We start from the raw sequence: 12,888 nt of genomic DNA on the forward strand, positions 1-12,888 counted from the left end.
GTTCGAAGAACCCGCGAAATTTCGGACGTAAGCTCATGTTCGGCGCAACTGAGCGTCGATTCGGTTGACGATGTCGTCGTCGATCGTCACCAGACGGACGTCGTCGACCTTGGTGGAGGCTGACGAGACTGTTTCAGCGGCAATCATGATCGCGTCGTGCAGCGGCCACCCGTAGATACCCGCGCTGATCAACGGGAAGGCCACGCTCAGCGCGCCGAGCTCGTCGGCGACCTCCAGTGAACGCCGGTAGCAGGACCGCAACAACTCCGGATCGCGTTGGCCCGCGCGGTGATTCGGCCCGACGGTGTGGATCACCCAGCGGGCCGGGAGATTGCCGGCGGTGGTCCAGCCGGCATCGCCGGTCGCCAGGCCGTGCGGGAAGCGCGCGACGCAGTCCTGCAGCACCGCCGGGCCGCCCGCCCGGTGGACGGCGCCGTCCACACCGCCGCCACCGCGCATCGCATTGTTGGCGGCGTTGACGATGGCGTCGACGTTCTGCTGCGTGATGTCGCCGAGGACGGCGGTGATACGTGGCATGACTGCAGTATCGGCGCTATTCGCCGATCCGAAACCGCTTGATCCGCGCCGCCGCGCCGGACACCAACTCGACCCGTGACTTGGGCACCTCGAAATGCTGGGCAAGCACCCGGATCACCGCGGTGTTGGCCTTGCCGTCGACTGCCTGTTCGCGGACGTACACGACCAGCGTGCCGTCGTCGTCGGTCTCGACGAGGGGCCCTTTGCGGCTGCCCGGCTTGACCCGGACCGAAATCATCACTGGCCCAGCGTGCAGAAAATCCCGGGGAATCGGAAATTCCCCGGGATTTTCTTCACGTTCAGCGGATCGGAAACTAGCGCGCGACGATCACCGACGAACCGTGCCCGAAGAGGCCCTGGTTCGCGGTCACGCCCACCCGGGCACCTTCGACCTGGCGTCCGGTGGCCTGACCCTTGAGCTGCCAGGTGAGCTCACACACCTGCGCAATGGCCTGGGCCGGGATGGCCTCGCCGAAGCACGCCAGACCACCCGAGGGGTTGACCGGGACGCGACCACCAATGGTGGTGGCACCAGAGCGCAGGAGCTGCTCGCCTTCACCCTTGGCGCACAGGCCCAGGTGCTCGTACCAGTCGAGCTCCAGCGCGGTCGACAGGTCGTAGACCTCCGCGAGGTTGACGTCGTCGGGACCGATGCCGGCCTCGGCGTACGCGGCATCGAGGATCTGATCCTTGAACACCCGTTCCGGTCCGGCGATGGCCGCGGTGGAATCCGTTGCGATGTCCGGCAATTCGGGCAGGTGCTGCGGGTACTGCGGCGTGACGGTGCTGATGGCCCGCACCGACGGCACACCGTCGAGCGAGCCGAGATGCTTGCGTGCGAAGTCGGCGCTGGCCACGATCAGCGCGGCGGCGCCGTCCGAGGTGGCGCAGATGTCCAGCTGCCGCAGCGGGTCGGAGACGACCGGGCTGGCCAGCACGTCCTCGACCGAAGCCTCCTTGTGGTAGCGGGCATTCGGGTTGTTCAGGCCGTGCTTGGAGTTCTTCACCTTGATCTGGGCGAAGTCTTCGGAGGTGGCGCCGTACAGGTCCATGCGGCGGCGGGCCAGCAGGGCGAAGTACACCGGATTCATGGCGCCAAGCAGGTGGAAGCGCTGCCAGTCGGGGTCGTTCTTGCGCTCGCCGCCGACCGGGGCGAAGGCACCCTTGGGCGTGGTGTCGGCGCCGATGACCAGCGCGACGTCGCAGAAGCCGGCCAGGATGTGGGCGCGGGCGCTCTGCAGGGCCTGCGAACCGCTGGCGCACGCGGCGTAGGACGAGGACACCGGCACGCCGTTCCAGCCCAGCTTCTGGGCGAACGTCGACCCGGCGATGAAGCCGGGGTAGCCGTTGCGGATGGTGTCGGCACCGGCGACCAACTGGATCTGACGCCAGTCGAGGCCGGCCTCGGCCAGCGCGGCCCGGGCGGCGACGACGCCGTACTCGGTGAAGTCGCGGCCCCACTTGCCCCACGGGTGCATGCCCGCACCGAGGATGTACAGCGGCTCAGGCGTGCTCACTTCGCAATCTCCCAGGCATAGGTGGTGCGCTCGACACCGTCGGCATCGGTGTACAGCGGCATGGTGGTCAGTTCCATCTCCATGCCGACCTTGAGGTCCGCGGCGAGTGTGCCCTCGACGACCTTGCCCAGCACGATGAGGCCCTCGGCCTCCAGCTGGACAGCGGCGATGGCGAACGGCTCGAACGGGTCGGCCGCCGGGTACGGCGCCGGCGGGGGATAGCGGTTCTCGGTGTAGCTCCACACCGTGCCGCGGCGCGACAACGCGACGGGCTCGAGCACGTCGCTGTCACACGCCGGGCTGGGGCAGTTGTTGGCGCGAGGCGGGAAAACGTAGGTCCCGCACTGCGGGCACTTGGCCCCGATCAGGTGTGGCGCACCGTTTTCGTCGGTGTCCCACCAACCTTCAATTGCCGGCTGACTACCGGCTTCCGTCACTCCTGGCACGAGCTCAGCGTAGCTGCCAATAGCCCTGAAACTGAAACGTGTTGCAGTTTTATCCCGGCAGCCGGGAAAACCCATTGAAGTGTACGGAACGGTTTCGTACACTTCTGCCATGGTTCGAGGGATGGCGCGGGAACAGGCGGTGCTCGCAGCGACGGCCGAGTTGCTCGTCGAACGGGGCTACGCGGCATTGACCACCGATGCGGTGGCCGTGCGGGCGGGTGCCAGCAAGGCGACCATCTATCGCCGCTGGCCCAACAAGGCTCAGCTCGTCCGGGCCACGCTCGACGCCGCGGACGCCGCCCGGAACGCATCGATGCCGGATACCGGGGCGCTGCGCAGCGACCTGTTCGCCGTGATGGACGCCGTCGCAACGGATGTCGCCGACCCGTTGACGCGGGTCACGGCCGAACTCGCGACGCTCATGCGGCACGACGACCAACTCGCCGAGGCCCTCCGTCAACACCTCGACAAAGAGGAGCTGTCGCCGTTCCACGACGCGCTCCAGCGCGCCATCGCGCGGGGTGACATCGACGCCGACGCCGACGTCGAGCTGATCCACGACGTGGCCGAGGCAATGATCCTGCGGCAGATGCATCTCGACCGCCCCGTCGACACGGACTTCAGTACGCGACTCATCGACAACGTGCTGCTGCCCCTGCTGGGCGGTGCCCGATGAGCGTGGTGGTCGCGGGCGCGGGACCGACCGGACTGACCCTCGCCATCGAGCTGGCTCGCCGCGGTGTGCCGGTGCGCGTGCTGGACCGGGCTCAGACGTTGTTTCCCGGCTCGCGTGGCAAGGGACTGCAACCGCGCACCCTCGAGGTGTTCGACGATCTGGGCGTCATCGGTGCGGTGCTGGCGGCGGGCGAGCCGTTTCCACCCATGCGGCTGTACCGCGGCGCCGAGGTGGTCTGGACCAAGCCGATCTACGAGCTCTTGGGCCTGCCCGAACTCGCGGCCACGCCGGCCGTGCCGTATCCGTTCACGTGGCTGATCCCGCAGTGGCGGACCGACCAGATTCTGGCGGCACGTTTCGTCGAACTCGGGGGCGTCATCGAATTCGGCACCGAGGTAACAGGTTTCGCGCAGGACGACGACGGCGTGACCGTGCAGACCGACCACGGTCCCGTCCGCGCCGATTACCTCGTCGGGGCCGACGGCGGTCGCAGCACGGTGCGCAAGGTGTCCGGCGTCGAATTCCTCGGCGGGGCGCTGACCGAGGAACGCATCATCGTGGGTGACGTCCGGGCCAGCGGGCTCGACGGCCGGTGCTGTCACCTGCTGACCCGTGACGGTGACCAGGCCACGCGGTTCTCGCTGTGGAATCTGGCGGGTACCGAGCACTTCCAGCTGGTGGTGACGATGGCGCCGGGCGCGGACCCGCCCGCACTGACCCTGGGCGGGATGCAGGAACTGCTTGAACAGCGCTCCGGGCGCCGCGACGTGGAGCTGTCGGACCTGCGGTGGATTTCGGAGTACCGCGTGAATCTGCTGATGGCGCAACGGTTCCGGATGGGCCGGGTGCTGCTGGCCGGCGACGCCGCCCACGTCCATTCGCCGGCCGGGGGACAGGGCGTCAACACGGGCGTGCAGGACGCCTACAACCTCGGCTGGAAACTGGCTGCCGTGCTCGCGGGCGCACCCGATGAACTGCTGGACAGCTACGCCGCCGAACGGATGCCGGTCGCGGCCAACGTGCTTCAGCTCAGTGGTGCGCTGCACCGTCAGGGCTTCGCCGCGACCGGACCGGCGCCGTCCGCCATTCATCAGCTGGACATCAGTTACCGGGGCGGGCCCCTTGCGGGTGAGGTACGCGGGCCGGGCGTGCTCCAGTCCGGCGACCGCGCACCTGACGGCCTGTTGCCCGACGGTCGCCGGCTGTTCGACGTCTTCCGCGGACCGCACTGGACGTTGCTCGAATTCGGCAGAGCTGCAGTAGATTTCGGCGTTCCACGAGTGCGCCTGAGCCCCGGACCGGATTACGACGTGCCGGCCGGCTCCTACGTCTTGGTCCGGCCCGACGGCCACATCGCGGCGATCACGGATCAGCCGGAAGCGATCCGCGAACAGCTGCGTCGCTTCGATCCGGTGCGGGCGGGCAGCCCGTCATGACCGGGTGCTCGTCGCGGTCTCGGTCCGGTACCGGGTGGTGACCCGCGCCAGATCCGCCGGCGCCCGCGATGCCCCCGCGACGTGCATCTCGCGGTTGGCGGCGATGACATCGGCGGTCTCGGCGCGCCGGGCCTGTTCGTAGCTCGGGAGCCCGGCGAAGCCGTGGGCCGCCAGTTCGTCGGCGAGCACCCGCGCGTCCACGATCGACTGTGACGCACCGTTGGCCCCGACGGGGTACATCGGGTGCGCGGCGTCGCCGAGCAGCGTCACCAGACCTGCGCCCCAGTGTGGCAGCGGGTCCTTGTCGACCATGGGGTAACTGAACAGCGCCGGGCTGTGGCCGATCAGCGCGTTCATGTCGAGCCAGTCGAGATCCCAGTCGGCGACGTGCGGCAGGACATCGTCGGCGGTCGCGGGTGCGTTCCACCTGGCGTCGCCGTCCACCGGGCCGGGCGGCCCGGTGGGCACCTGCAGCACCCAGTTCACCTGACCGCCGCCGATGGGATACGCGATGAGGTCAACCCCGTTGTCGGCCTTGATGATTGCCATCGTGTGCCCGTCGAGGAACGGCGTGATGTCACTGGCCCCGCGGTACATGGTGATACCGGACGAGAGCAAGGGATCGGGGCCGGGATGCAGCGCCGCGCGCACGACGGAGTTGATGCCGTCGGCGCCGACGAGGGCCGAGCCCGCGACCGGGCCGGCCGCGGTGTCCACGACGACACCGTCGGCGCGCTGCCGGAATCCGGTGACGCCGCAGCCGGTGCGGACCGCGTCGGCGCCGAGACGTGCCCGCACCGCGTCGAGCAGCATCATCTGCAGCCGCCCGCGGTGCACCGACAGCTGCGGGTGGGCGTCGCCTGCAGCCAGTCCACGGGGTTCGGTGAACAACAGCTCGTCGCGATGGGTGTAGAAGCGGATCGCTGACGGGGCCACGGCCATGGCGGTCAACGCGTCACCGAGGCCGAGCTCGGTGAGTTCGCGGACGGCGTGCGGCAGCAGATTGATTCCAACGCCCAACGGCTGCAGGTCATTTGCGCGTTCCAGCACGAGTGCGTCGAAACCGCGCGTATGCAGGGTCAAGGCTGTGGTGAGTCCGCCGATACCGCCGCCGGCGATGAGTACTGGTGTCATGACTCCAGCCTCGGTGCGGCACAACCATAAGTCCAATATCGATGTACTCCACAAACTATAATCAAAGCTTATGGAACTACGGCAGTTCGAGTACTTCGTCGCCGTCGCCGAGGAAGCCAACTTCACCCGCGCCGCTGAGCGCATCCACGTCGCGCAACCCGCGGTCAGCGCCCAGATCGCCCGGCTGGAGGGCGAACTGGGCGAGCCGCTGTTCGACCGCGCCCGGCGCGAGGTTCGGTTGACGGCCGCGGGACAGGCGGTGCTGCCGCACGCGCGGGCGGCCCTCGCGGCGGTGGCCGATGCGCGCACCGCGGTGGCCGAATTGAGCGACCTCGTGCGCGGCTCCGTGACCATCGGCACGGTCACCGCGCATGACGTCGACATGCCGAGCCTGCTGGCCCGGTTCCATGAGGCCCATCCACACGTCGACATCACCCTCGGCACCGCCAATTCGGACGCGTTGATCGAGGGGATACGCACCGGGCAGCTGGACGCCGCCATCGTGTCGGTCGGCGCCGCGCTGCCGTCGGGGCTCGCTGCCGTCGTCGTGACCGATCAGCCGATCGTGGCCGCCGTCGCCCTCGACGACCCGTGGCATACGCGGCGGGCCCTCCGGTTGGCGGAGCTGGCCGGGCGTGCCGTCATCGCGCTGCCCGTCGGCACCGGCATCCGGCACCAGTTCGACGGCGCGTGCGCCGCCGTCGGCGTCGACGTGCACGTCGCCTTCGAGGCGAGCACACCGCAGGCGCTGGCCGACCTCGCCGCGCGGGGGCTGGGGGTCGCCGTGTTGCCGCAAGCGATGGTGCGGTCGCGTAGTGATCTGCACTTGATCAAGCTGACGCCGGCACTGCGGGGGCGGCTGGTGTTCGCGTGGCGGGCCGGTGGGCCGATGAGCCCGGCGGCCCGGGAGTTGGTGAACATGGCGCGGCGGTTACTGGCTGTCGGTGGGGCTGAATAGAGTTAGAGCCGTGAGCCCCACCGCAACGGACGCCCCGCCCACCACCAAGCCCACATTGATGCTGCTGGACGGCAATTCACTGGCGTTCCGAGCGTTCTACGCGCTGCCCGCCGAGAACTTCAAGACGCAGGGCGGGCTGACCACCAACGCGGTGTACGGCTTCACCGCCATGCTCATCAATCTGCTGCGCGATGAGAAGCCGACGCACGTCGCGGCGGCCTTCGACGTGTCCCGCCAGACGTTCCGCAAAGAGAAGTACCCGGAGTACAAGGAGGGGCGGGCCGCCACGCCCGACGAGTTCCGGGGCCAGATCGACATCACCAAAGAGGTGCTGGGGGCGCTCGGCATCACGGTGCTGGCCGAAGACGGCTTCGAGGCCGACGACCTGATCGCCACGCTGGCCACGCAGGCTGAGGCGGAGGATTTCCGGGTGCTGGTCGTCACCGGCGACCGCGACTCGCTGCAGCTCGTCACCGACGACGTGACGGTGCTCTACCCGAAGAAGGGCGTCAGCGACCTGCACCGCTTCACCCCCGACGCCGTGGTGGAGAAGTACGGCCTCACCCCGACGCAGTACCCGGACTTCGCGGCCCTGCGCGGCGACCCGAGCGACAACCTGCCCGGTATCCCCGGTGTGGGGGAGAAGACCGCGTCCAAATGGATCAACCAGTACGGCTCGCTACAGGCGCTGGTCGACCATGTCGATGAGGTCAAAGGCAAGGTCGGCGACTCGCTGCGGGCCAACCTCTCCAGCGTCATCCTCAACCGTGAGCTGACGGACCTGGTCAGGAACGTGCCGTTGGCACACACCCCGGAGGCCTTGCGGGTGCAGCCGTGGGACCGCGACCGCATCCACCAGCTGTTCGACGACCTGGAGTTCCGGGTTCTGCGGGACCGGCTGTTCGACACCCTGTCGCCCGTGGAGCCCGAGGTCGAGCTCGGCTTCGACGTCCGTGGCGGACTGCTCGAGCCGGGCACCCTGGCGGCCTGGCTCGCCGAGCACAGCAACGGCAGCCGCTTCGGCATGGCCGTCGCGGGCACGCACAAGGCCTTCGACGCCGACGCGACCGCGGTGGCGATCGTGTCGGCCAGCGGCGAAGGCGTCTACATCGACACCGCGCGGCTGGACGCCGAGGATGAAGCGGCGCTGGCGTCGTGGTTGGCCGATCCGGGCCCGCCGAAGGCGCTGCACGAGGCGAAGCTGGCGTGGCACGACCTGCTCGGCCGCGGCTGGCCGCTCGCCGGTGTCACTTCCGACACGGCACTGGCGGCGTATCTGGTCCGTCCGGGGCAGCGCAGCTTCGCCCTCGACGACCTGTCGGTGCGGTACCTGGGCCGCGAGCTACGGGCGGAAACCAAAGAGGAGCAACAGCTTTCGCTGCTCGACGACCCCGATGAGGTCGACGACGCCGCGGTCCAGGCGCTGATCGTGCGTGCCGCGGCGGTCGGCGATCTGGCCGACGCGCTCGACGTGGAACTCGCCAAGATCGACTCGCTGGCGCTGCTCGGGCAGATGGAGCTTCCGGTACAGCGCGCCCTCGCCGAGATGGAGAACGCCGGCATCGCCGTCGACATCGAACTGCTCGGCCGGCTGCAGAGCCAGTTCTCCGACCAGATTCGCGACGCCGCCGAGGCGGCCTACGCGGCGATCGGTGAGCAGATCAACCTGGGCTCGCCCAAGCAGCTGCAGGTGGTGCTGTTCGACAAGCTCGAGATGCCGAAGACCAAGCGCACCAAGACCGGCTACACCACGGATGCCGATGCGCTGCAATCACTTCTGGACAAGACGGGCCACCCGTTCCTGCAGCATCTGCTGGCGCATCGTGACGCGACCCGGCTCAAGGTCACCGTCGACGGACTGCTGAACGCGGTCGCGTCCGACGGCCGCATCCACACCACCTTCAACCAGACCATCGCCGCCACCGGTCGCTTGTCGTCGACCGAGCCGAACCTGCAGAACATCCCGATCCGCACCGAAGCGGGCCGGCAGATCCGTGAGGCGTTCGTCGTCGGCAAGGGCTTCACCGAGCTCATGACCGCCGACTACAGCCAGATCGAGATGCGCATCATGGCGCACCTGTCGGGCGATGCAGGCCTCATCGAAGCCTTCAACACCGGCGAGGACCTGCACACCTTCGTCGCGTCGCGGGCCTTCGGCGTGCCGAGCGAAGAGGTGACCGCGGAACTGCGCCGCCGGGTCAAGGCCATGTCATACGGCCTGGCCTACGGGTTGTCGGCGTATGGCCTGGCCTCGCAGCTGAAGATCTCGACCGAAGAAGCCAAGCAGCAGATGGACCAGTACTTCGACCGGTTCGGCGGGGTACGCGACTACCTGCACTCGGTGGTCGAACAGGCCCGCAAGGACGGCTACACCTCGACGGTGCTGGGGCGCCGGCGCTACCTGCCGGAACTCGACAGCAGCAACCGCAACGTCCGCGAGGCGGCCGAGCGGGCCGCGCTCAACGCGCCCATCCAGGGCAGTGCCGCCGACATCATCAAGGTCGCGATGACCAACGTCGACCGCGCGATGGAGGACGCCGGGCTGAAGTCACGCATCCTGCTTCAGGTGCACGACGAATTGCTGTTCGAGGTGGCCGAGGGCGAGCGGGATGCGCTCGAGACCTTGGTGCGTGAGCAGATGGGCAGCGCCTACCCGCTGGACGTGCCGCTCGAGGTGTCGGTCGGATACGGCCCGAGTTGGGACGCCGCCGCCCACTAGGGCTAGGCGTCGGCCGCCAACCCGATCCCGAGCGCAACGAGGATCGCGCCCATGGCGCGTTCGATGCGCTGACGAACGTGGGTGCGGCTCAAGATGTTCCGCGCCCGGTCGGCCGCCAGGACGACACCGACGCACCACGAGGTGTCGATGACGAGTTGGATGGCGGCGAGCACCAGCAGCGTCGGCAGCACGGGGCCGCCGGCCGGCAGGAACTGGGGGAGCACCACGATCCCGAAGGCCGCGGCCTTCGGGTTGGCGGCGATCGACACGAGTGCGGCACGGAACGCCGCGCCCGGGGTGCGGCCGCGCAGCGGCATGGTCACGGCCATGTCGGTGGGGTGTTTCGCACTGCGCCAGGCGCTGATGCCCAGCCAGATCAGGATCGCGGCGCCGACGACGTGCAGCGCCAGCGACAGCCAGTGATTGGCCGCCAGCAGGATTGACAGCCCGCCGCCGCCGGCCAGCGTCCACCCGCAGACGCCGATCTCATTGCCGACGACGGCCGCCAGACCGGCCTTGCGGCCGTCGCGCACCGAGCGGTGCAGGAACAGTGCCGTCGCCGGTCCGGGCAGCGCGGCCAGGATCACCGACGCGACCAGGAAGGCCGGCAGGACGTCGAGAAGGTGCGCGAGCATGCCGGTCACACCGCCCGGTAGTTGGTCAGCCACTGCAGCACCGGCGCCTGCGCCCGTGTGGCGGTCAGCCAGTAGGCCTCCTCGGCATGCCGCTGATAGGTCCGCTGGTCGGCCAGGCCCCGGTCGATGCGGTCCCGGACGAATGCCAACTCGACGACTTGCACGGCGAATTCCTTCACCGATTTACCGGCCGGCGCGCCGCCGATCCGCGTCGCCGTCGCGATCGCCGCCTTGCGGGTCCGCATCGATCCGAGCCACGTCGCCTCGTTGGGGGTGATCAGGCCGGAGGCGATGAGTCCGGGCAGCTTCTCGGCGACCACCCGCTGCTCGCGGCGGCGCCCCAGCACGCCCGTGACGATGGCGAGGGCGAAGATCGGCACCATCCAGAACAGGTAGACCGCGAAGTAGGCGCCGGCGCCGACGACGGTCGACCCGTTCCACAACATGTGCATGACCACCGCGGCGACGTAGCCGAGTCCGATGTAGAGCACCTTGGCGCCGGCGCTGCGATGCTGCAGCGCGAGGTACACGCCGATGCCGGTCATGCTGGTGAACAGCGGATGCGCGAAGGGGCCCATGATCAGCCGCAGCGCGGCGGTGAGCAGGGAGTGCGCGATGGTCTCGCCCATGGCGATGTAGAAGATGTTCTCCAGCCACGCGAAGCCCGCGGCGACGAAACCGGCGTAGACGAGGCAGTCCGTCAGCGAATTGAGCTCGTTGCGGCGCCGGCCGGTCATCATCAGCAGCAGGAACGCGCCCTTGGCGGCCTCTTCGATCACCGGTGCGCCGATGGCCATCGCCGCGAAACCGTCCTTGCCGAGCAGCGGCGTCGACATGGTTTCCAGGACCACCGAGATGACGACGCTGATGGAGGAACCCCAGATGAACGCGAAGATCAGCAGCCGCGGTGGCTCGGGCTCCCAGCGGTCGAACCACAGGTAGGTCAGCAGCACCACCGCAGTCGCGATGCTGGCCAGCACGAATCCGATGGTCATGCCGATCGGGTTGGTCAGCGTGGTCAGGATCAGGACGCAGCCGATCAGCACACCCAGGCCGATGATCACGCCGAGGGGCGCGCCGACCTTGCGGATTCGCCGCGGCATGGGCGCCAGATACGGATATGGCGGCGGCACGGGCGACGGAGCGGGATACACGACACGAAGACTATCGGCGGAACGGCATTCCCCTGCAGTGGAGCAGACCGCGTTTGGCCTGCGTCTACGGGTCTAGTACCCTCGACAAGTACCTGTGTCCACATGGGCTACGGGTGCGCGTGAGACGTCAGGCGGCAACGCCTCGACGCATCACGAGAAACACCAACCATTTTGTCCCTACGATTCAACCTGTCCGGAGCATCCCACCACATGCCAAGTCCCTCCATCACCTCGCCGCAAGTAGCCATCAACGACATTGGCTCGGCCGAGGACTTTCTCGCCGCTATCGACAAGACCATCAAGTACTTCAACGATGGCGACATCGTCGAAGGGACCATCGTCAAGGTGGACCGTGACGAGGTCCTGCTCGACATCGGCTACAAGACCGAAGGTGTCATTCCTTCTCGCGAACTTTCCATCAAGCACGACGTCGACCCCAACGAGGTCGTTTCCGTGGGCGATGAGGTCGAAGCCCTCGTTCTCACCAAGGAGGACAAGGAAGGCCGCCTGATCCTCTCCAAGAAGCGGGCTCAGTACGAGCGCGCCTGGGGCACCATCGAGGAGCTCAAGGAGAAGGACGAGGCCGTCAAGGGCACCGTCATCGAGGTCGTCAAGGGCGGCCTGATCCTCGACATCGGCCTGCGCGGCTTCCTGCCCGCATCGCTCGTCGAGATGCGCCGTGTCCGCGATCTGCAGCCGTACATCGGCAAGGAGATCGAGGCCAAGATCATCGAGCTCGACAAGAACCGCAACAACGTGGTGCTGTCGCGTCGCGCGTGGCTCGAGCAGACCCAGTCCGAGGTCCGCAGCGAGTTCCTCAACCAGCTCACCAAGGGCGCCATCCGCAAGGGTGTCGTGTCCTCGATCGTCAACTTCGGCGCGTTCGTCGACTTGGGCGGCGTAGACGGCCTGGTGCACGTCTCGGAGCTGTCCTGGAAGCACATCGATCACCCGTCCGAGGTGGTTCAGGTGGGCGACGAGGTCACCGTCGAGGTGCTGGACGTCGACATGGACCGCGAGCGGGTTTCGCTGTCGCTCAAGGCGACTCAGGAAGACCCGTGGCGCCACTTCGCCCGTACCCACGCGATCGGTCAGATCGTCCCGGGCAAGGTCACCAAGCTGGTTCCATTCGGTGCGTTCGTCCGCGTCGAAGAGGGCATCGAGGGCCTGGTGCACATCTCGGAGCTGTCCGAGCGCCACGTCGAGGTCCCGGACCAGGTGGTCCAGGTCGGCGACGACGCGATGGTCAAGGTCATCGACATCGACCTCGAGCGTCGCCGCATCTCGCTGAGCCTCAAGCAGGCCAACGAGGACTACACCGAGGAGTTCGACCCGTCGAAGTACGGCATGGCCGACAGCTACGACGAGCAGGGCAACTACATCTTCCCCGAGGGCTTCGACGCCGACAGCAACGAATGGCTGGAAGGCTTCGAGAAGCAGCGTGACGAGTGGGAGGCCCGGTACGCCGAGGCCGAGCGTCGCCACAAGATGCACACCGCCCAGATGGAGAAGTTCGCCGCGGCCGACGCCGAGGCAGCTGCCCGTCCGGCGACCAGCGGTTCCTCGCGTTCCGAGGAGTCGACCGGTGGCACCCTGGCCAGCGACGCCCAGCTGGCGGCGCTGCGCGAGAAGCTCGCCGGCAACGCCTAAGTAGCAACACAGAAGAACTCCCCGGC

12 protein-coding genes are annotated in these 12,888 nt (G+C 68.1%); 5 read left to right on the plus strand and 7 right to left on the minus strand.

Annotated elements, in window-relative coordinates; genetic code table 11:
* Positions 1 to 33: 33 nt before the first annotated feature.
* From G6N46_RS01555 to G6N46_RS01570, 4 genes are all read right to left on the minus strand, one after another.
* Positions 34 to 537 carry an O-acetyl-ADP-ribose deacetylase gene (locus G6N46_RS01555; RefSeq protein WP_138249708.1) on the minus strand — a complete coding sequence of 168 codons (504 nt, stop codon included), beginning with the start codon at positions 535 to 537 and terminating at the stop codon, positions 34 to 36.
* A gap of 16 nt (positions 538 to 553) precedes the next feature.
* The gene (locus G6N46_RS01560; protein WP_138249761.1) at positions 554 to 775 is read right to left on the minus strand and encodes a DUF167 domain-containing protein; all 222 of its coding nucleotides are present in this window, start codon (positions 773 to 775) and stop codon (positions 554 to 556) included.
* A 76-nt stretch (positions 776 to 851) separates the two neighbouring features.
* Positions 852 to 2,054 (minus strand): lipid-transfer protein, encoded by a 1,203-nt coding sequence (locus G6N46_RS01565; protein WP_020103273.1) that lies wholly within the window; start codon positions 2,052 to 2,054, stop codon positions 852 to 854.
* A complete protein-coding gene (locus G6N46_RS01570; RefSeq protein ID WP_061006309.1) occupies positions 2,051 to 2,500 on the minus strand; it encodes a Zn-ribbon domain-containing OB-fold protein in 450 nt (149 codons plus the stop codon). Before G6N46_RS01570 ends, G6N46_RS01565 begins: the two co-directional genes overlap by 4 nt.
* Positions 2,501 to 2,609: 109 nt before the next feature.
* On the opposite strand from G6N46_RS01570, the gene G6N46_RS01575 reads away from it, so the two are divergent.
* Together G6N46_RS01575 and G6N46_RS01580 are read left to right on the plus strand one after the other, a co-directional pair.
* Complete coding sequence (locus G6N46_RS01575; protein ID WP_133427717.1) at positions 2,610 to 3,176, plus strand: TetR/AcrR family transcriptional regulator; 567 nt, start codon at positions 2,610 to 2,612, stop codon at positions 3,174 to 3,176.
* Positions 3,173 to 4,612 carry an FAD-dependent monooxygenase gene (locus G6N46_RS01580; RefSeq protein ID WP_133427716.1) on the plus strand — a complete coding sequence of 480 codons (1,440 nt, stop codon included), beginning with the start codon at positions 3,173 to 3,175 and terminating at the stop codon, positions 4,610 to 4,612. The genes G6N46_RS01575 and G6N46_RS01580 overlap by 4 nt, the downstream gene beginning before the upstream one ends.
* Here the strand turns inward: G6N46_RS01580 and G6N46_RS01585 are convergent.
* Positions 4,607 to 5,746: an FAD-dependent monooxygenase gene (locus G6N46_RS01585; RefSeq protein WP_133427715.1), complete on the minus strand. Its 1,140-nt coding sequence runs from the start codon at positions 5,744 to 5,746 to the stop codon at positions 4,607 to 4,609. The two genes, G6N46_RS01580 and G6N46_RS01585, sit on opposite strands and share 6 nt — an antisense overlap.
* A 70-nt stretch (positions 5,747 to 5,816) precedes the next feature.
* Here G6N46_RS01585 and G6N46_RS01590 point away from each other — a divergent pair, with 70 nt between their 5' ends.
* Together G6N46_RS01590 and polA are read left to right on the plus strand one after the other, a co-directional pair.
* Entirely contained in the window at positions 5,817 to 6,704 is an 888-nt protein-coding gene (locus G6N46_RS01590) for a LysR family transcriptional regulator (protein ID WP_133427714.1), read from the plus strand.
* Between the two features lie 58 nt (positions 6,705 to 6,762).
* A complete protein-coding gene (gene polA / locus G6N46_RS01595) occupies positions 6,763 to 9,423 on the plus strand; it encodes a DNA polymerase I (protein ID WP_163693098.1) in 2,661 nt (886 codons plus the stop codon).
* Between the two features lie 2 nt (positions 9,424 to 9,425).
* Here polA and G6N46_RS01600 read toward each other — a convergent pair whose 3' ends face one another.
* Both G6N46_RS01600 and G6N46_RS01605 read right to left on the minus strand, forming a co-directional pair.
* Complete coding sequence (locus tag G6N46_RS01600; RefSeq protein WP_133427713.1) at positions 9,426 to 10,058, minus strand: LysE family translocator; 633 nt, start codon at positions 10,056 to 10,058, stop codon at positions 9,426 to 9,428.
* 5 nt (positions 10,059 to 10,063) lie between these two features.
* A complete protein-coding gene (locus G6N46_RS01605) occupies positions 10,064 to 11,161 on the minus strand; it encodes a PrsW family intramembrane metalloprotease (RefSeq protein WP_138249760.1) in 1,098 nt (365 codons plus the stop codon).
* A 261-nt stretch (positions 11,162 to 11,422) separates the two neighbouring features.
* Between G6N46_RS01605 and rpsA the strand changes: the two genes are divergently transcribed.
* A complete protein-coding gene (rpsA, locus tag G6N46_RS01610; RefSeq protein ID WP_061006315.1) occupies positions 11,423 to 12,862 on the plus strand; it encodes a 30S ribosomal protein S1 in 1,440 nt (479 codons plus the stop codon).
* The last annotated feature ends 26 nt before the right edge of the window (positions 12,863 to 12,888 follow it).

The organism is Mycolicibacterium phocaicum (assembly GCF_010731115.1).
In the GTDB taxonomy this organism is placed as follows: Bacteria; Actinomycetota; Actinomycetes; order Mycobacteriales; family Mycobacteriaceae; genus Mycobacterium; species Mycobacterium phocaicum.